The sequence below is a fragment of the Streptomyces sp. NPDC045022 genome (assembly GCF_056432605.1).
In genome coordinates, this window is sequence record NZ_JBWKIR010000015.1 from 126,089 (window position 1) to 144,601 (window position 18,513).

19 protein-coding genes are annotated in these 18,513 nt (G+C 71.6%); 9 read left to right on the forward strand and 10 right to left on the reverse strand.

Translation table 11 applies throughout. The annotated features are described in order from the left end of the window. Positions 1–61: 61 nt before the first annotated feature. Together AC07C1_RS25735 and AC07C1_RS25740 are read left to right on the forward strand one after the other, a co-directional pair. Complete coding sequence (locus tag AC07C1_RS25735; protein WP_189957088.1) at positions 62–436, forward strand: F0F1 ATP synthase subunit epsilon; 375 nt, start codon at positions 62–64, stop codon at positions 434–436. A 153-nt stretch (positions 437–589) separates the two neighbouring features. Further along, positions 590–1,036 carry a DUF2550 domain-containing protein gene (locus AC07C1_RS25740; RefSeq protein WP_478942601.1) on the forward strand — a complete coding sequence of 149 codons (447 nt, stop codon included), beginning with the start codon at positions 590–592 and terminating at the stop codon, positions 1,034–1,036. A 32-nt stretch (positions 1,037–1,068) separates the two neighbouring features. On the opposite strand, the gene AC07C1_RS25745 is transcribed toward AC07C1_RS25740, so the two are convergent. The 3 genes from AC07C1_RS25745 to AC07C1_RS25755 form a co-directional block, all read right to left on the reverse strand. Further along, positions 1,069–2,889 (reverse strand): glycosyl hydrolase family 18 protein, encoded by a 1,821-nt coding sequence (locus AC07C1_RS25745; protein ID WP_478942603.1) that lies wholly within the window; start codon positions 2,887–2,889, stop codon positions 1,069–1,071. 125 nt (positions 2,890–3,014) lie between these two features. After that, the gene (locus AC07C1_RS25750) at positions 3,015–3,656 is read right to left on the reverse strand and encodes a response regulator (protein ID WP_478942605.1); all 642 of its coding nucleotides are present in this window, start codon (positions 3,654–3,656) and stop codon (positions 3,015–3,017) included. Beyond that, complete coding sequence (locus AC07C1_RS25755; RefSeq protein WP_478942606.1) at positions 3,653–4,825, reverse strand: sensor histidine kinase; 1,173 nt, start codon at positions 4,823–4,825, stop codon at positions 3,653–3,655. Before AC07C1_RS25755 ends, AC07C1_RS25750 begins: the two co-directional genes overlap by 4 nt. A 151-nt stretch (positions 4,826–4,976) precedes the next feature. Here AC07C1_RS25755 and AC07C1_RS25760 point away from each other — a divergent pair, with 151 nt between their 5' ends. Continuing rightward, positions 4,977–5,558, forward strand: a complete 582-nt coding sequence (locus AC07C1_RS25760) for a hypothetical protein (RefSeq protein ID WP_478942608.1) — start codon at positions 4,977–4,979, stop codon at positions 5,556–5,558. Here the strand turns inward: AC07C1_RS25760 and AC07C1_RS25765 are convergent. Genes AC07C1_RS25765 through AC07C1_RS25775 form a run of 3 tightly spaced genes read right to left on the reverse strand, consistent with a single transcriptional unit; the run spans position 5,555 to position 7,688 of the window. After that, entirely contained in the window at positions 5,555–6,127 is a 573-nt protein-coding gene (locus AC07C1_RS25765) for a cob(I)yrinic acid a,c-diamide adenosyltransferase (RefSeq protein ID WP_478942609.1), read from the reverse strand. The two genes, AC07C1_RS25760 and AC07C1_RS25765, sit on opposite strands and share 4 nt — an antisense overlap. Positions 6,128–6,140: 13 nt before the next feature. Then, positions 6,141–6,890, reverse strand: a complete 750-nt coding sequence (locus AC07C1_RS25770; protein WP_478942611.1) for an ABC transporter permease — start codon at positions 6,888–6,890, stop codon at positions 6,141–6,143. Between the two features lie 9 nt (positions 6,891–6,899). Then, the gene (locus AC07C1_RS25775; protein ID WP_478942613.1) at positions 6,900–7,688 is read right to left on the reverse strand and encodes an ABC transporter ATP-binding protein; all 789 of its coding nucleotides are present in this window, start codon (positions 7,686–7,688) and stop codon (positions 6,900–6,902) included. Positions 7,689–7,767: 79 nt separating this feature from the next. On the opposite strand from AC07C1_RS25775, the gene AC07C1_RS25780 reads away from it, so the two are divergent. The 4 genes from AC07C1_RS25780 (at position 7,768) to AC07C1_RS25795 (ending at position 12,949) form a co-directional block, all read left to right on the forward strand. Then, positions 7,768–8,409 (forward strand): TetR/AcrR family transcriptional regulator, encoded by a 642-nt coding sequence (locus AC07C1_RS25780; protein WP_478942614.1) that lies wholly within the window; start codon positions 7,768–7,770, stop codon positions 8,407–8,409. Positions 8,410–8,698: 289 nt separating this feature from the next. After that, positions 8,699–9,547 (forward strand): 3-hydroxyacyl-CoA dehydrogenase family protein, encoded by an 849-nt coding sequence (locus tag AC07C1_RS25785; protein WP_478942616.1) that lies wholly within the window; start codon positions 8,699–8,701, stop codon positions 9,545–9,547. A gap of 213 nt (positions 9,548–9,760) precedes the next feature. Continuing rightward, positions 9,761–10,084, forward strand: coding sequence for an STAS domain-containing protein (locus tag AC07C1_RS25790; RefSeq protein WP_031040714.1), 324 nt, complete (start codon positions 9,761–9,763; stop codon positions 10,082–10,084). A 270-nt stretch (positions 10,085–10,354) separates the two neighbouring features. Beyond that, complete coding sequence (locus AC07C1_RS25795) at positions 10,355–12,949, forward strand: ATP-binding protein (RefSeq protein ID WP_478942618.1); 2,595 nt, start codon at positions 10,355–10,357, stop codon at positions 12,947–12,949. Positions 12,950–13,030: 81 nt separating this feature from the next. On the opposite strand, the gene nucS is transcribed toward AC07C1_RS25795, so the two are convergent. Beyond that, on the reverse strand, positions 13,031–13,702 hold the full coding sequence (nucS, locus tag AC07C1_RS25800) for an endonuclease NucS (protein ID WP_478942620.1): 672 nt from the start codon (positions 13,700–13,702) through the stop codon (positions 13,031–13,033). A gap of 277 nt (positions 13,703–13,979) precedes the next feature. Here nucS and AC07C1_RS25805 point away from each other — a divergent pair, with 277 nt between their 5' ends. After that, on the forward strand, positions 13,980–14,372 hold the full coding sequence (locus AC07C1_RS25805) for an SCO5389 family protein (protein ID WP_478942622.1): 393 nt from the start codon (positions 13,980–13,982) through the stop codon (positions 14,370–14,372). Between the two features lie 116 nt (positions 14,373–14,488). Here AC07C1_RS25805 and AC07C1_RS25810 read toward each other — a convergent pair whose 3' ends face one another. Next, a complete protein-coding gene (locus AC07C1_RS25810; protein ID WP_478942623.1) occupies positions 14,489–15,517 on the reverse strand; it encodes an LLM class flavin-dependent oxidoreductase in 1,029 nt (342 codons plus the stop codon). A gap of 222 nt (positions 15,518–15,739) precedes the next feature. Between AC07C1_RS25810 and AC07C1_RS25815 the strand changes: the two genes are divergently transcribed. After that, entirely contained in the window at positions 15,740–16,072 is a 333-nt protein-coding gene (locus tag AC07C1_RS25815; protein WP_478942625.1) for an ATP/GTP-binding protein, read from the forward strand. 6 nt (positions 16,073–16,078) lie between these two features. Here AC07C1_RS25815 and AC07C1_RS25820 read toward each other — a convergent pair whose 3' ends face one another. Together AC07C1_RS25820 and AC07C1_RS25825 are read right to left on the reverse strand one after the other, a co-directional pair. Further along, positions 16,079–16,963, reverse strand: a complete 885-nt coding sequence (locus AC07C1_RS25820) for an ABC transporter permease (protein ID WP_478942627.1) — start codon at positions 16,961–16,963, stop codon at positions 16,079–16,081. Further along, positions 16,960–18,390, reverse strand: coding sequence for an ABC transporter ATP-binding protein (locus AC07C1_RS25825; protein ID WP_478942629.1), 1,431 nt, complete (start codon positions 18,388–18,390; stop codon positions 16,960–16,962). Before AC07C1_RS25825 ends, AC07C1_RS25820 begins: the two co-directional genes overlap by 4 nt. Positions 18,391–18,513: the final 123 nt, after the last annotated feature.

Sequence of the window (18,513 nt, forward strand, 5' to 3'; positions counted from 1 at the left end):
CCTACTAGAATTGACCCCAACACCCGGCACTACCGCCGGGTGGTGACCCGAGGAGCCACCCTTGGCTGCTGAGCTGCACGTCGAGCTGGTCGCCGCCGACCGCCAGGTCTGGTCCGGCGAGGCCACCCTGGTCGTCGCGCGCACCACGTCCGGCGACATCGGCGTCATGCCCGGTCACCAGCCGCTGCTCGGTGTGCTGGAGTCGGGCCCGGTGACCATCCGTACGAGTGAAGGCGGAACGGTCGTCGCCGCGGTGCACGGCGGTTTCATCTCGTTCGCGGACGACAAGCTGTCGCTGCTGGCCGAGATCGCCGAGCTGTCGGACGAGATCGATGTCCAGCGCACGGAGCGGGAGCTGGAGCGTGCGAAGGCGGAGGGCGACGCCGCCGCCGAGCGCCGCGCGGACGTCCGACTGCGTGCGGCGGCGGCGCGCTGAACCAGCCGCGCTGTACGTTGACGTCACTCAGCCGCGGCCGGCCCGGAGTAATCCGGTGCCGGTCGCGGCTGAGGTAGATGTGGATGTTTTTTCCGTTTCATTACTCAGTCGTAAAAGCAGTTCCCTACCTGGAAGACGAGGAGGTCGGTGCCGATGGTCCTCGCTCTGACTGTGTGCGGGATCGTGGTCGCGCTCCTGGTGGTGGGGCTGTTCCTGTTCGGACTGCGCCGCAGACTGATCCAGCGTTCCGGCGGGACCTTCGACTGTTCCCTGCGCTGGGACGTGCCCGAGAAACCGGACACCGGCGGCAAGGGCTGGAGCTACGGCGTCGCCCGCTACAACGGCGACCGCATCGAGTGGTACCGCGTCTTCTCGTACGCCCCCCGTCCCCGCCGCACCCTGGAGCGCGCGCAGATCGAGGTGGCCGGCCGCCGGCTGACCGAGGGCGAGGAGGAGCTGGCGTTGCTCTCCGACGCCGTCGTTCTCGCGTGCACGCATCGGGGCACGCGTCTCGAACTCGCCATGAGCGAAGACGCGCTGACCGGATTCCTCGCGTGGCTGGAGGCAGCCCCGCCCGGTCAGCGCGTCAACGTCGCTTAGGTGCTCTTCCGGGCTGTCGCCCGGCGCTCGTTCTACAGGTTGCTGTTGATGGCGCTCACCAGCTCGCCGTTGCTGGTGTCACCGCTGAACTCCCAGAAGAAGGCGCCGCCGAGGCCCTGGTTCTTGGCCCACGCCATCTTGGTGGCGATGGTGGCGGGGGTGTCGTACGACCACCAGTTGCTGCCGCAGTGCGCGTAGGCCGTACCGGCGATCGTGCCGGTGGCCGGGCAGGAGGACTTCAGGACCTTGTAGTCCTCGATGCCCTGCTCGTAGGTGCCGGCCGCCGGGCCCGTGGCCGTGCCGCCCGGGGCGTCCTGGGTGACGCCGGTCCAGCCGCGGCCGTAGAAGCCGATGCCGATGAGCAGTTTCTTCGCGGGGACCCCGATCGCCTTGAACTTGGCCATCGCGTCGGCGGTGGTGAAGCCGTCCTTCGGGATGCCGGAGTACGAGGTGAGAGGGGAGTGCGGGGCGGTGGGACCCTTGGCGTCCCAGGCGCCGAAGAAGTCGTACGTCATCACGTTGTACCAGTCGACGTACTGGGCGGCGCCCGCGTAGTCCGCGGCCTCGATCTTGCCGCCGGCGGAGCCGTCGGCGGTGGTGGCCGCGGTGATCAGGTTGCCGGATCCGAACTTGGCGCGCAGGGCGGACATCAGGTTCTTGTAGGCCGCCGCTCCGCTGGTGTCGCAGCTCAGACCGCAGGCGTTCGGGTACTCCCAGTCGATGTCGATGCCGTCGAAGACATCGGCCCAGCGCGGGTCCTCGACCAGGTCGTAGCAGGACTGCGCGAAGGCGGCCGGGTTCTTCGCGGCCTCGCCGAAGCCGCCGGACCAGGTCCAGCCGCCGAAGGACCACAGCACCTTGATGTTCGGGTACTTGGCCTTCAGCTCGCGCAGCTGGTTGAAGTTGCCTCGCAGCGGCTGGTCCCAGGTGTCGGCCACGCCGCTCACCGACTGGTCGGCGGTGAACGCCTTGTCGTAGTCGGCGTAGGAGTCGCCGATCGCGCACTTGCCGCCGGTGACGTTGCCGAAGGCGTAGTTGATGTGCGTGATCTTCGAGGCGGAGCCGGACGTCACCAGGTTCTTGACGTTGTAGCCCCGGCCGTAGATGCCCCACTCGGTGAAGTAGCCGAGCTTGACCTTGTCGCCGGTGGGCGGGGGAGTGGTGCCGCCGCCGGTGGTGTGCACGGCGACCGCGCCGCTGACCGGGCCGGTCTGGTCGGCGGTGTCGCGGGCCCGCACGGTGTAGGAGTAGTCGGTGCCGGCGGTCAGGCCGGTGTCGGTGTACGACGTCGTCGTCACCGTGCCGACGACCTTGCCGTCGCGCAGGACGTCGTAGTTCCTGATGCCCTTGTCGTCGGTGGCGGCGTTCCAGCCGAGCTTCACCGAGGTGTCGGTGATGCCGGAGGCGGCCGGCGTGCCGGGAGCGGAGGGCGCCGCGTCACCCGGGACCGTCGTGCCGTCGCAGCTGTCACCGTTCAGCCTGCAGTTGGACGGGGAGCCGGAGCCTGCCCCGTTGAAGCCGAAGGAGACCGAGGCGCCGGGGGCGAGGGTGCCGTTGTACGACTTGTTCTTGGCGGTCCAGTGGGTGCCGGAGTTCGTGACGTCCGCGTCCCATGCGGAGGTGACGGACGTGCCGGAGGGGAAGTCCCACTCGACGGTCCAGGAACTGATGCCGGAGGTACCGGTGTTCTTGATGGTCCACTGACCGCCGAAGCCGGTTCCCCAGTCGCTGGACTTGGTGAAGCTCGCCGTCGCGTTGGCCGCGGCCTGGGCGGGGCTCGCGAGGCCGACCAGGCCGGCCAGGGGGAGCAACAGGGTCGCGAACCCTGCCGCGGCTCTGTGTCTGAAGCGCATGCTGCGCCTCCCTCATCATTGGGGATGTCAGGGGCATGACTGAGCCTTCACGCCCCGGGTGCTGCGAGAGTAGAAAGGTCTGGACCACAGGTCAATAGGTCTGGACCACTCGCCTCCTGCGCCCGTCAGACCCCCAACTCCCGGGCGAGGACGGCCGCTTGTACCCGGCTGCGCAGCGTCAGCTTCGCCAGCAGACGGCTGACGTGCGTCTTCACCGTGCCCTCCGCCATCTCGAGCCGCTCGGCGATCTCGGCGTTGGACAGCCCCTGGCCGACGCAGGACAACACCTCCCGCTCGCGCCGGGTCAGCCCCTCCAGCGCGGCGGGATCGGCCTTCGCCTCCCGCACCGGTGCCGCGGCGAACTCCGCGATCAGCCGCCGGGTCACGGCTGGCGCGACGATCCCCTCCCCGCCGGCCACCGTCCGTACCGCCCGCAGCAGATCCCTCGCCTCGGCGTTCTTCAGCAGGAACCCGGCCGCCCCGGCCCGCAGCGCCCCGAACACATACTCGTCGAGGTCGAAGGTGGTCAGCACGAGCACGTCCGCGAGCTGCTCGGCGACGATCCGCCGGGTCGCGGACACCCCGTCGAGTCGGGGCATCTGAATGTCCATCAGGACCAGGTCCGGCCTGACGCTCCGGGCCAGTTCGACCGCCCGCAGGCCGTCCTCCGCCTCGCCGACCACGTCGATGTCGGGCGCGCTGCGCAGGATCAGGACGAGCCCGGCGCGGACGGCGGACTGGTCCTCGGCGACGAGGACACGGATCATGCGGGGTCTCCTTCGGTGAGCGGAAGCGTGGCGCGTACGGCCCACAGACCACCCTCGGGCCCCGCCTGGAAACACCCGCCGAGCAGTGTGGAGCGCTCCCGCATCCCGGCGAGGCCGGAGCCCGAGCCGGGCGCGCGGGCGCCGGCGCCGGGGCGGTAGGGGCTGCTCACCCGGACCCGCAGGGTGTCGGGCTCCTGGCGGAGCACGACGTGGACCCGCCCCTCGGCCGCGTGCTTCAGGGCGTTGGTCAGCGACTCCTGCACGATCCGGTAGGCGGCCAGCTCGACCGGCGCGGGCACCCGGTCGTGGCCGGCGTCCAGGGTGACGTCCAGGCCGTTGGCGCGGGCGCCCTCGACCAGGGCGGCGAGGCCGTCCAGGGTGGGGGTGGCGGAAGGCTCCAGATCACCGCTGCTGTCCCGCAGGATCCCGATCAGCCGCCGCATCTCGGCCAGTCCCTCGACGCTGTTCTCCCGGATGACGGCCAGGGCGTCCCGGGAGGTCCCCGGGTCGTCGAGGGAGAGCGCGGCCGTGGAGTGGATCGCGATCGCGGACAGGTGGTTGGCGACCATGTCGTGCAACTCCCGGGCGACCCGGGCCCGTTCCGCGGTGACGGCCTGCGTGCGGTCCATCTCGGCGAGCAGCGCGGTCTGTTCGGCGCGCAGCCGGGCCGCCTCGGCCGCGTCGCGGTGGTTGCGCACGACCCAGCCCGTGGAGGCGGGCGCGAGCGCCACCACGCCGACGGCGACACCGATCAGCAGGCCCTGCGGATCGCGCCAGAGGGCGGCGGGCACGAGGCCGCCGAGGACCGTCAGCATCCCGGTGATCCAGGGGATGCGGCGGGCGGTGGCCGGAGTGCCGTACAGGACGGCCGCGTACACCAGGTCCGTGTACAGCACGACGGTGACGATGCTGCCGACGGTCACCGTGTCCAGGGTCAGCGCGGCCGTGCCGATCAGCAGGCCGGCGCGCGGCCGGGTACGGCGCAGCGGCTCACAGGCGACGGTCACCGCGAGTGGCACCAGCGGGGCCCAGGGCGCGTGCCACAGCACGACCGGGTCCGGGGCCACGCGCGGGTGGATCCCGAGCGCCCACAGCACCGCTCCGCCGAGCAGCCCGCCCACGGCGATGCGCCAGTCGTCGCGATGGGGACGGCGGAGCACGAGGGGCATGCCTCCATCCAACACGGCCCTCCACCGCTCCGCCTGCTCCCCGGGAACGGTCCCGAACTGCGACTTTCGCTTACGGCGGTCTCGTCAGCGGTGACGACGACCCGTGTGCCGGCCCACGGGAGCCTGGAGGGGTGAGCGAAGGGAGCGAACCATGGTCGTCGCGGTGATCATCGCCTGTGAGGTGGCGTTCTGGGTGCTGCTGGCGGCCGGTCTGGCCTTCCGCTACGCCCTGCGGATGCCGCGCACCGGTCTCGCGCTGCTGCTGTGCGAGCCGCTGCTGGAGCTGGTGCTCTTCGCCGTGACCGCGATCGACCTCAAGAACGGCGCCGAACCCGACTGGCGGCACGGCCTCGCCGCCGTCTACATCGGCTTCACGGCCGGCCTCGGTCACTCCACCGTCAAGTGGGCCGACGCGCGGATCGCCCACCGCTTCGCCGGGGGCCCGCCCCCGGTCGGGCCCCCGAGGCACGGCACGGCCCGCGCCGTCCACGAATGGAAGGTCGCGGGCCGTTGGATCCTGGCCGCGACGGTCGCCCTCGCCCTGCTCCAGGGGGCCGTCTGGTACGTCGGCGGGGACGGGGACACCGGCTCCCTGCGGACCTGGCAGGTGCGGATGCTGTGGGTGATCGGCATCAACCTGATCATCGCCGCGAGCTACACGCTCCTCCCGAAGCGGCAACCGAAGCGGCAACCGAAGCGGCAACCGGAACCGGAACCGGCCGAGCGGCGCTAGCGTTCCCCGCCCGGTACCCACAGCACGTCCCCGGCCTCCCCGTTCGCCGCCCGGGCCAGGATGAACAGCAGGTCGGAGAGGCGGTTGAGGTAGGTCGCGGTCAGCGGGTTCATGGACTCCCCGTGGACCTCCAGGGCCGCCCAGGTGGAGCGCTCGGCCCGGCGGACGACCGTACAGGCCTGGTGCAGCAGTGCCGCGCCCGGTGTACCCCCGGGCAGGATGAAGGAGCGCAGCTTCGCCAGGCGCTCGTTGAAGCGGTCGCAGTCCGCCTCCAGCTTGTCGATGTAGAACTGCTCCACCCTGAGCGGCGGGAACTCCGGGTTCTCCACCACCGGCGTCGACAGGTCCGCGCCCACGTCGAACAGGTCGTTCTGCACGCGGGTGAGAACCTTGACGACCTCCTCGTCCAGCCGCCCCAGCGCGATCGCGCTGCCGATCACCGCGTTGGCCTCGTTGGCGTCCGCGTACGCGGAGATCCGGAGGTCCGTCTTGGGCACCCGGCTCATGTCGCCGAGGTTGGTGGTGCCCTTGTCGCCGGTCCTGGTGTAGATGCGTGTCAGATTGACCATGTGGCCAGCGTAGTTACGCTCCCGCGGTCCGGAAGACGCGTGTGCCCACTGTCACGGCGAGCGCCGCGAAGCCGACGGCGACGAGGACGCCGTACAGCACGTGCGCGCTCGTGTACTGACCCGCGTACGCGTCGCGCACCGCGTCCACCAGATAGCGGAACGGCATGAGGTGCGAGAGCACGTCCAGCCAGGCCGGGGCGAGGGTCATGGGCAGCAGCAGACCGGACAGCAGCATCGACGGCATCGACACCGCGTTGATCAACGGGCCGAACTCCTGCGGGGTGCGGACCTTCATCCCGAGCGCGTACGACAGCGAGGCCAGCGAGAGCGTGAGCAGCGCGACGAAGGCGAAGCCGATCAGGACGCCGGCGAGCGGTGCGCGCAGGCCCATCACCAGCGCGGCCAGCACCAGCAGCACCGCCTGGAAGACGAAGACCGTGGCGTCGCGCAGCACCCGGCCGAGGAGCAGGGCGAGCCGGCTGACCGGGGTCACCCGCATCCGCTCCACCACCCCTTGACCCTTCTCGATGATGACCGTGAAGCCCGCGAACAGGGCTCCGAAAAGGCCGAGTTGGAGCAACAGACCGGGGACGAGCACCTGCCAGGAGCCGCTCTCGCCGCCCAGCGGCAGGTCGGTGAGCAGCGGGCCGAAGAAGAGCAGATACAGCAGGGGCGTCAGCACCCCGAAGAGCAGGGCGAAGCGGGAGCGCAGGGACTGGCGCAGATAACGGCCGTAGACGAGGGCCGTGTCGTGAACGAGCATTCCGGGGTCCTATACGGCTAGGGGGGCGGCGTCGGCCGACGGGGACGGTCCGCGGCCGGTGACGGCGAGGAAGGTGTCCTGGAGCGTGGCGTCGAGCGAGCCGCCGTGCTCCAGCTTGAGCGCGCTCGGTGTGCCCTCAGCCACGACCACGCCCTGGTCGACGATCACCAGGCGGTCTGCGAGGGCGTCGGCCTCGTCCAGGTAGTGGGTGGTCAGGAAGACGGTGGTGCCGTACGTGTCGCGCAGCCGGCGGACCAGGTCCCACAGGTCGGCACGGCTGCCGGGGTCCAGGCCGGTCGTCGGCTCGTCGAGGAAGAGCACCTTCGGGCGGTGGGTGAGCGCCATCGCGATGTCCAGCCGGCGCCGCTGGCCGCCCGAGAGCGCGCCGGTTCTCCGGTCGAGGAGCCCGGCGAGATCCAGTTCCCGGCACAGCTCCCCGGCTCGTTCGACCGCCTCGGCCTTCGACAGGCGGTACATCCGGCCCTGGGTGACCAGCTCCTCCCGCACGGTGATCTGCGGATCGACTCCGCCGGACTGGGCGACGTAGCCGCTCACCCGGCGCACCCCGGCCGGGTCGGTCGCCAGGTCGTGTCCGGCGACGGTGGCCGCGCCCCCGGTGGGCTTCAGCAGGGTGGTCAGCATCCGCAGGGTGGTCGTCTTGCCGGCGCCGTTGGGTCCGAGGAAGCCGAGGATCTCGCCCTGCTGGACGGCGAGGTCGACGCACCGCACGGCGGGCACGGGCCCGGCTTTGGTCTGGAAGGTGCGGGCGAGGCCCGCCGCACTGATGACTGCTGGCATGCCCCCAGAAAAACAGAGACCGTGTAATTTTGCAATGACACCAAGTTTTCACCAGCTCCAGCGAAGTTAGGATGCGGGCATGGCCGAGGGACTCAGGGAGCGGAAGAAGCGGCAGACCAGGCAGTACATCTCGGATGTCGCCACGGGCCTGTTCGTCGAGCGCGGCTTCGACGCGGTGACGGTCGCCGAGATCGCCGAGGCCGCCAACGTCTCCGTCAACACCGTCTACAACTACTTCCCCGCCAAGGAGGACCTCTTCTTCGACCGCTCGGCCGGCGTGGCCGACCGGCTCGCGCGCTGGGTCCGCGGGCGCCCCGTCGGCGAGCCGGCCGCCGGCGCGGTCCTGCGGGAGCTGCGCGAGGAGATCGAGGCGGTCTCGCCCCGGGTCGGCCTCATCCCCGGATACGCGGCCTTCATGAAGGTCATCGAAGAGGCACCCGCCCTGCGCTCCCGGCTGTGGGCCCTCGCCCAGGAGGTGCAGGCCAACCTGGAGCAGGCCCTGCGCGAGGAGACAGGCGCCGCCGCCGACGACGAGCTGCCCCACCTGATGGCTGGCCAGATCGCCTGGGTGCACGGCACGGTCGTCGCGGTCATCGGCCGCGAGATGGTCAAGGGGCGCGAACCACGCGAAGTGTCCCGAGAGGTACTCGCCCTCCTCGACGACATGGAGGACCTGTTGAGTGAAAGGGTCCTCAACTACGCCGTCCGGGGTGCGCCCTGAACGGCGACCGGCCCGCGGGCATGCAGGTCACAGGGCCTGGAGACCTGGGCGCCGGCCGGTCCGTGAAGCGCCAACGAGCATGAACCCGCGAGCAGTTGGCGCTCCGGCCACCAGGACCGCGATCCCGTCCGGCCGGCCGGCGGGAGGATCGCCGAGTCCGTCGATCGAGACGTGACGGGTGTCTCACGCGCTGAGACAGTGACACGCATTACTTACCGTCCTCAACAGGGCACCTGAGCGCTATGGTCCGCCGAGGAGGCAGACGTCAACAGGGTTCAAGGGAGTCGGAGTGGCACGGAAGCTCGCTGTCATCGGAGCCGGTCTCATGGGGTCCGGGATCGCCCAGGTCGCCGCGCAGGCCGGCTGGGACGTCGTCCTGCGTGACGTCACCGACGAGGCACTGGGACGTGGCACCGACGGCATCAAGGCGTCGTACGACAAGTTCGTCGGCAAGGGCAAGCTGGAGGCGCGCGACGCCGAGGCCGCCCTGGCCCGCATCACCCCGACCACCGATCTGGACGCGGCCGCCGACGCCGACGTCGTCGTGGAGGCCGTCTTCGAGAAGCTGGAGGTCAAGCACGAGATCTTCCGCGCGCTCGACAAGATCGTGCGCGAGGACACCGTGCTGGCCTCCAACACCTCCGCCATCCCGATCACCAAGATCGCGGCGGCCACCGAGCACCCCGAGCGGGTCGTCGGTGTGCACTTCTTCTCGCCGGTGCCGATGATGCAGCTCGTCGAGCTGGTCCGCGGCTACAAGACGAGCGACGAAACCCTCGCCACCGCCCGGGATTTCGCCGAGTCGGTCGGCAAGACCTGCATCGTCGTCAACCGGGACGTCGCCGGCTTCGTCACCACCCGGCTGATCTCCGCCCTCGTCGTCGAGGCGACCAAGCTCTACGAGTCGGGTGTCGCGACCGCCGAGGACATCGACCTCGCCTGCAAACTGGGCTTCGGCCACGCCATGGGCCCGCTCGCCACCGCGGACCTCACCGGCGTGGACATCCTGCTGCACGCCACCAGCAACATCTACACCGAGTCCCAGGACGAGAAGTTCGCCCCGCCGGAGCTGATGCGCCGGATGGTGGACGCCGGTGACATCGGCCGCAAGAGCGGGCAGGGCTTCTACACGTACTGAGAAGCAGCGATGCGTCGTACCGGTACCCGTCCGGACGACGTACCGAGGCCATCCGTACACACATATGGCGGACAATCACCCCGGGAGCGTCACTCCCAGGGGTGAATTCGGTATCGGTTCGCTTACAAGCAGCAACCGCACCGCCACTCACACAGTCAGACGTTGCACAGCACCGTCACGGAGTACGCCAACCGCATTCAACGGGGAGCGCATATGTACATCAGGGGCGACCACGCCGAGCTGGTCGTCGGGGGCCGCCTCGACGTCCGCAGCGCGGCGGACGCCCGTACGGTCCTGCACTCGGCCGTCGACGACGGAGTCGGAGACCTGGTGCTCGACCTGTCCGAACTGGACTCCTGGGACGCCACCGGCCTCGGGGTGATCATGGGTGCCCACCGGCGGGCCGGCCGCTGCGGTCGCCGGCTGGTGCTGCGCGACGTACCACCGCAGATGCAGCGCCTGTTGGTGGCCACCCGGCTGCACCGCATCCTCGCCATCGAGGGCGGCATCGGCGTGGAGTCGCTGCCTCGGGTGTAATGCCCGGTTCCGGTGTGAACCGGGCGACGAGGGAGACCCGGGCGCAGCCGCCGAAGCGCACGTCGGGGGCAATCCTCACAAGACCGTGACGTCTCGGACCGCACGGCACCCCGCCCTGTCGGAGATACTGGCCGAAGGTTTAGGGTTCGGTCGCCCGCCGCCTCGCAACCCTCGACCGAGCGGGCCCGGACCAGAAGCGACAGCGCGGTGTGCGGCAGGCCGGGAGGGGCCGGATCACGGGCACACGACGCTTTTGGGGGGCTTGAACCCATGGACCCGAACACCCCGGGACCCGAGGAGCACGGCCAGGCACACAGCCGCCGTCCGCCCCGGGAATCCCTCACCTCCGACATCGTCCCGAACTCGCCCGCGCTCGTCCGCACGGCGCGGCTGGTCTCCGGCGACCTGCTGCTGACCGTCAACCCGGTCGACGGCAGCGAGATAGAGTCCTGCCCGCCCGCCGAACGTCCCGGCCGGCCCCGCAAGCGCCCCGCCGCCGAGCGCGCCGAGGCCGAGCGTGCCGCCCGGCCGCCGGTGCCGCCCGGACCCGCCCAGCCGACGTACTCGCTGCTGGAGCGCCAGGACGAACGCGAGCGGCTGGTCCGGCTGCTGGCCCGGGGCCGTTCCGTACGGCTGACCGGACCCGGCGGCTCCGGCCGTACCGCCCTTCTCGACCTGGTCGCCGAGGACTGCCACGACCTCGCCCCCGACGGTGTGGTCCGGCTGAGCGGCTTCCACCGCACGGCCGGAGAGGTCCTGTACGACCTCTTCCACACCGTCTACGACGCCCCCCGGTACCGCCCGGAACGGGACGAACTGCTCCCCCTGATGCGGGAGATCGGCGCGGTCGTCGTCCTGGACGACGTCGAGTTCGGCGGCACCGCCCTGGACGAACTGCTCGACGCCACCCCCGAGTGCGCCTTCCTGCTGGGCGCCACCCCCGACATCCCCGCGCCCTCCGCCGAGTCGGAGGTCGAGGAGGTCTTCCTCAGCGGCCTCGACCGCGCCGCGGGCGTGGAGATCCTGGAGCGGACCGTCGGCCGGGTCCTCACCGAGGAGGAGGCCAACTGGGCCGGCGACCTCTGGTTCGAGTCCGAAGGGCTGCCGCTGAGGTTCGTCCAGGCCGGCGCCCTGCTAGGGCAGCGCGACCAGCTGCGGGCCAGCACCGGGGCGGTGGACGAGTACGGCGTCTTCGAGGACGCACGCCGGCCGGCGGACATGCCCGTGGACCTCGAGGAGGGCGTCCCGCTGCCCTCCCTCGGCGAGGCCGCGGCCCCCGCCCCGCTGCTGGCCTCCCGGCTCAGCGCCTCCGCCCGCGGCGCCCTCCGCTTCGCGGTCGCCCTCGGCGGCGAGGTGCCCCACCAGGCACACCTGCCGGCCCTGGTCGGCGACACGCACGCCGACGCCGCCCTCGGTGAACTGGCGGCCTGCGGACTGGTCTCCCCGGTCGGCTCCCGCTACCGCCTCGCCGCCGGTGTACAGACCCAGCTGGAGGCCGCCGGATACGCCGACGACGCACCGGCCCAGGCACTCACCGCCGCCCGGCACTACGCCTGGTGGGCCGGCCACCCCTCGGTCACGCCCGAGCGGGTGTGCATGGAGGCCGACGCGGTGCTGGCCGCGCTCGCCGCCGTCGTGCCGCAGACCGCCCCGCCCGCCGAGGGCGAGGAGTCCTGCGCGATACGGCTCGCCCGGACGGCCGCGCCCGCCTTCGCCGCCGGACTCCACTGGACCGCCTGGGAACGGGCCCTGCGCTCCGGCGCGGAAGCCTCCCGGTCGGACGGCGAGGTGTCCGAACAAGCCTATTTCCACCATGAGTTGGGCGTCCTCGCGCTCTGCGGCGGGCAGCTCGACCGGGCGCGCTCCGAACTGGAGGCCTCCATCGGGCTGCGCGGGGCGCTCGCCGACAAGCGGGGCACCGTGGCCGGCCGGCGGGCGCTGGCCCTGGTCGCCGACCGCTCGGGCGAGGTCCCGGGGCTGGCGGCCACGGCGGGCGAGGAGACGCCCGAGGTACGGCACGAGGAGTCGACACCGCCGCCGTACGGCCTCGTCGGCGCCCCCCTGGTCACCCATCAGCCCCCGGCCCCCAAGCCACAGGGCTTCCGGCGCCTGGCCCGCCGCAACATGGTGGCGGCCGGCTCGGGCGCACTGCTCGCCGCCGTCCTCGGCACGGTCGTCACCCTCGGCATGACGTCGAACGACGACGCGGGCAAGAACCCGGCCGGCAAGGTCGACGTAAACCCGTCGGCGAGCCAGGATGTGGACGACGGCAGTCTGGGCGCGGACCCGAAGGACCCCGGCGGGGACGGCGGCACCGGCACGACGACCGGCCGCCCCACGGCACCGGGCCCCGACGGCACGTACGGCACGGCGGACGACCCGGCGCCGCCGGCGGACACGGCCCGGCCGTCGGAGAGCGTCAAGCCGTCCGGCTCCGGCACCTCCTCCGGCTCACCGTCCAAGCCGCCCAAGCCGTCGGGGTCGTCGACCTCGCCGGGCGGCGGTACGACGGGCGGCTCCACCGGCGGTACGACGGGCGGCTCCACCGGCGGTACCACGGGCGGTTCCACCACCGGCGGTACGACGGGTGGGACCACGGGGGGTACGCCCACCGGCGGTTCCACCGGCGGCAGCAGCACCGGCAGTACCACGGGCGGTTCCACCACCGGCGGTACGACGACGGGTGGCGGCACGGGGGGTACGTCCACCGGCGGCACCACGGGGGGCGACACCGGCGGGACGACGAGCGGCACGGACGGGGGCACGACGACCGGCACCGACGGCGGGACGTCGAGCAGCGCGTCGGCGAGCGCGCCGCAGGGCGGCGGCACGGGATCGCCGGACGGCTCCGCTCTGGTGATGTAGCGCGGGCCGCCCCACTGCGTCCGCCGCGACGGCGCGGTTGCGCGCCGTCGCGGCGGGGAGGCTACGGAGGCGGAGCCGCGGTCAGAACAGCCGCAGTTTGTCGTCCTCGATGCCGCGGAGCGCGTTGTAGTCGAGGATCTGGCAGTTGATGCCTCGGTCGGTGGCGAGGACGCGGGCCTGGGGCTTGATCTCCTGCGCGGCGAAGACGCCACGGACCGGAGCCAGGTGCGGGTCGCGGTTCAACAGCTCCAGGTACCGCGTGAGTTGCTCCACGCCGTCGATCTCACCGCGCCGCTTGATCTCCACGGCGACGGTCTGACCGTCGGCGTCCCGGCAGAGGATGTCCACCGGGCCGATCGCCGTCATGTACTCGCGGCGGATGAGCGAGTAGCCCTCGCCGAGCGTCTCGATGCGGTCGGCGAGCAGTTCCTGGAGGTGTGCTTCCACGCCGTCCTTGATCAGGCCGGGGTCCACGCCGAGTTCGTGCGAGGAGTCGTGGAGGATCTCCTCCATCGTGATGATCAGTTTCTCGCCCGCTTTGTTGACGACGGTCCACACACCCTCGTCCTCACCCGCGCCCTCCTTCAGCGTGCAGGGCGGCGACATCCAGTTGAGGGGCTTGTAGGCCCGGTCGTCGGCGTGGATGGAGACGCTGCCGTCCGCCTTGACCAGGATCAGGCGGGGCGCCGAGGGCAGGTGGGCGGTGAGCCGGCCGGCGTAGTCGACCGAGCACCGGGCAATGACGAGACGCATGGTCGGCAACGCTACTCGACGCCCGTCGGTGCGCGCGATCCGCCCGCCCCCCTCCCCGGGGAACACCCCATATGTCCCTGGAAACTCTTGTTCATCCCTGGCCGATTGTGGGCGTAACGGGACCGCTTCATATACGCAATCTGCTGGTGTGGTCACCGACGGTTGCCTACCGTAGTGAACTGGAGGTCGCGATGCCTGTACTGAGCGTGTTCGAAATCGCGAACTCCCTTATCTGTCCGGCAACCCCTGCTCTTTCGGGGGTGCGAGAGGAGAACCCATGTCGCTCGACGTCTCACCGGCCCTACTCGAACAGGCCGAGCGAGGCGAGGTCGACGAAGCAGCATTCGTCGACTGCGTCCGGACCTCCCTGCCCTACGCATGGGAGATGATCAGCTCCCTGGTGGCCCAGCTGAAGGTGGACGGCGGAACCTTCGCCGACAACCAGACGCCCCCGCCGGACGAGCAGGCACGCGGTCAGCTGCTGCGTGCGCTCGCGAGCGACGCCATACGCGGCGCGCTGCAGCGGCACTTCGGTGTGCGGCTGGCCTTCCAGAACTGCCACCGCGTGGCGGTGTTCCCGCTGGACGCCTCGGTGGACGAGACGTTGGCGCGCTTCACGTCGCCGCGTAACCAGTTGCTCAACCAGTCGCCGGAGCTTCGCGACTGCTGACCGGCGCTTCCGGTACGGCCGAGGCGCCGAGCCGCTTGCTTGCCGCTCCATCCGGGGGAGGTGCGTTCAGTACTGGGGCGGCAAGCCCCCCAGGTGGCTTGCGCGCTGGGGGCGGGTCAGCGCAACTGGGGCAGCACCTCGAGGCCGAGGCGGCGCAGATTCTCCTCCGTGGCGGCGAGGTCGCCCGAGCCCTCCATGAGGAGGGCGAAGCGGGAGATGCCGGTGCGCTCCGAGGTGGCCGCGAGCCGGTCGGCGGCGAGCCGCGGGGTGCCCACCGGGTGCAGCCCGCAGAGCAGTTCGGTGTAGGCGTGCGGGTCGCGCATCGCGCGGGCCCGTCCGTCCACCGTCACATGGGCCTCCAGGCCCTGCTTCAGCCAGCCCGGCATCGCCTTCTGCAGGCTCTCCACGGCGTCCGTGCGCCGGTCCGCGAGCTGGCATACCCCGGCCGACACATGGGCGGCAGCCGCGATCTCCTCGGCCGGCCGGCCCGCCGCGCGGGCACAGCGCCGCCACAGGGCGACCATCTCGGCCTTCTCCTCGTCTCCGACGTGCATCCCGAGCAGCATGGGCAGCCCGCGCTCGGCGGCCAGCCGCACGCTCGCCGGCGAGGTGCACGCGATCACGACCTCGGGCCCCGGGGCGTCCGTCAACGCCTCCGACGGGCGGGGCACGACCGGCACCTCGCGGAAGGAGAACCGCTCGCCGCAGGCCCCCACGGACGGTTCGCGCAGCCAGCGCAGCAGCAGATCGAGTGACTCCGGGAATCCGTGTTCGTACGCCTCGAGGCCCATTCCGAAGACCTCCAGGTCGACCCAGGGCCCGCCGCGGCCCACGCCCAGCGTGAACCGTCCGCCGCTCGTCACGTGCAGCAGCGCGGCCTGTTCGCCGAGGGCGACCGGGTGCGCGGTGGGCAGTACGCTGACCGCCGTGCCGACGCGGATGCGGCGGGTGCGACCCAGCAGCAGGGCGGCCAGGGTGACCGCCGAGGGGCATGTGCCGTAGGGCACGAAATGGTGCTCGGCCAGCCAGACGGTGTCCAGCCCGGCCTGCTCGGCGACCTCCGCCGAGCGGATCGCCCGGTGCAGGGCCTCCCCCTGGCCCTGGCCCGGGAACTGGGCGGCCAGCACAAAACTTCCTACGCGCATCGCTCTTCCTGCTTCCTTGGCTCCGACCCGGAGCTCCCCCACCCGGCATAACCGTCTGACACGTGCCCAGGACACGGTCTGGCGGAGAGATTTGCGGATTGTCTGCAGAATGGGCCGCCCTGGAGGGGGACTTGTACGGGTTGGTGCCGTACGCGTACCCCTCTCGGCGGCGCGTAGGCTGGACGTAGCCCGTGCTTCCTGTATAGCTCCGAGAGGTGTCCCGTGTCCCCGCGTCGCAACCGACCGAAGGCAGCCGGATCGTCGGGCCGGAGCGCCGAGGACGACCGCGCTGGCCGGTACGGCGGCTGGCAGTCCACGGAGAGCTGGCAGGGTGACGAGTGGAGCGTGCGCCATGTCGCGGGCGCCAGCGCGGCGGGCAAGGCGTACCGCTGCCCCGGTTGTGAGCAGATGATCCCCTCCGGCGTTCCGCACGTGGTGGCCTGGCCGGGGCACGCGGGCGTCGATGACCGCCGGCACTGGCACAAGGCGTGCTGGAACGCGAAGGACCGCCGCACCACGCGGGTGCAGCGGTCCCGTAACGCGCCGAGGTTCTAGCAGCGGCTAGACGTCCCGGTTCTGCAGCAGCGCGTACGCCCCGGCGTAGGCCGCCGCCGTCAGACCCAGGATGATCCACAGCGGGTCCCAGCCCGTGGGGCCGGAACGGGACAGCGAGTTGTCGTAGAAGACACCGAGCTGGCTCGGGATGGAGTACTCGAACAGCCACTCCTGCACCTTGTGCAGCGAGGACGAGGCCATGAAGAGCGCGATCACCAGCGGCGCGAGCACCGCCGCGATCATGATGGTGATGGCGCCCGCCGAGTGCCGGATGACCGAGCCGACGAGCAGCGAGAGCAGCCCGAGCAGCGCGATGTAGAGGCTGACGCCGACGGTGTCCTTGAGCCAGTCCCCGCCGGTCGGGGTCCGGGCGCCGGTGTTGCTCAGCATGGACGCGTGGAGCATGGCCACGAAGCCGGACGCGGCCAGCGTGACGACGAAGGCGACGGCGAGGAACACGATCGACTTGGCGGCGAGCACCCGGCCCCGGCTCGGGCACGCGGTCGCCGTCGTGCGGATCATGCCGGTGCCGTACTCGGAGGCCGTGGTCAGCACGCCCAGCGTGATGATGCACATGCTGCCGAGAAGCAGTCCGAAGAACCCGAACGACAGCGGATTCTCGCCGGTCAGGCTCGTCGAGTCGGAGTGGCCCTCGACCACCGCGCCGGCCAGCAGGCCGATGCCGACGACGAGCAGCAGGAACACGCCGAGCGTCCACATCGTCGACCGCACCGACTTGATCTTCGTCCACTCGGAGGCCAGCGCGTGCCCGAGGTGGGTGCGCACGACCGGGATCGGCGAGGTGTAGCCGGGATACGTGCCGCCGGGCGCCGCCTGCCAGTCGGGCGCGGCAGCGGGGGCCTGCGGCAGCGGGGGCTGGTGGGTGCTCATCGGGTGACGTCCTTGGGCTGGGTCTGGGCCGGGTCGGCAGGGGCGGAGGAGGCGGCCGGGGCCGGCGGAACCGCGGCGGCGGCCGGTGCGGCGGCGTGCACCGGGGGAGCGGCGGCGGGGGCCTGCTGCGGCGCGGGCGGGGCGGCGGCCGCGCCGGCCGGGGCCCCCGGAGCCGTGGCCGGCGGCTGGCCCTGCGAGGCGGGCTGGGCCGTGGCGGGCTGCGGGGCGTGCGCGGCGGACTGGGCCGTGGCGGGCTGGGCCTGGGCGGCAGGCTGTGCCTGGGCCGGCTGCGGCGCCGGGGCGGGCTGCTGGGCGTGGGCGTACGGGTTGGGGACCGGGGTGCCGGGAGCGGCGCCGTACGGCCCCGCGGGTGCAGCCGGCATCGCGAACGGCTGCCCGCCCTGCTGGGGCGGCGGCGGGGCGTACCAGCCGGGCTGGCCCTGGCCGGGCACCGGCATGGGCGGCTGGGCGCCTGGCGGCAGCGGCTGCCGCAGGCCCGCCTTCTGGTCGACGGTCGAGCGGTAGTCGACGGCGCCCTGCGTCATCCGCATGTACGCCTCCTCCAGCGAGGCCTGGTGCGGCGACAGCTCCCACAGCCGGACGCCCGCCTCGTGCGCCAGGTCGCTGATCCGGGGCAGCGGCAGCCCGGTCACGCGCAGCGCGCCGTCCTGCTCCGGCAGGACGTGGCCACCGGCCTCGGTGAGCGCGGAGGAGAGCTTCTCGCGCACCTGCGGCTCGGTGTCCGGGGTGCGCACGCGCGCGAAGTCCGCGGAGTTGGCCGAGATGAAGTCCGTCACGCTCATGTCGGCGAGCAGCTGTCCGCGGCCGATGACGATGAGGTGGTCGGCGGTGAGCGCCATCTCACTCATCAGGTGCGAGGAGACGAAGACCGTACGGCCCTCGGAGGCGAGGGCCCTCATCAGGTTGCGGACCCAGAGGATGCCCTCGGGGTCGAGGCCGTTGACCGGCTCGTCGAAGAGCAGCACCTGCGGGTCGCCGAGCAGCGCGACGGCGATGCCCAGGCGCTGGCCCATGCCGAGCGAGAAGCCCTTGGAGCGCTTTTTGGCCACGTCCTGCAGGCCGACGACCCCGAGCACCTCGTCCACCCGCCGGGCCGGGATGCCCGACAGCTGGGCCAGGCTCAGCAGGTGGTTGCGGGCGGACCGGCCGCCGTGCACGGCCTTGGCGTCGAGCAGCGCGCCGACCTGCCGCGGGGCGTTGGGCAGCTTGCGGTACGGGTAGCCGCCGATCGTCACCGAGCCGGACGTGGGATTGTCCAGCCCGAGGATCATCCGCATCGTCGTCGACTTGCCCGAGCCGTTCGGCCCGAGGAAGCCGGTGACGGCTCCCGGCCGCACCTGGAAGGAAAGGTTGTACACGGCGGTCTTGTCGCCGTACCGCTTCGTCAGGCCTACAGCCTCGATCATGCTCCGCACCCATCGAATGGTTCAGGACAGCGGGGCACACGCCCCCGTAAGGGTTAGGAGGATATCGAGGCGCTGACGGTTCCGCCCAAAACAAGGTAAAGGCAGAACATGACGGTGTGTGAC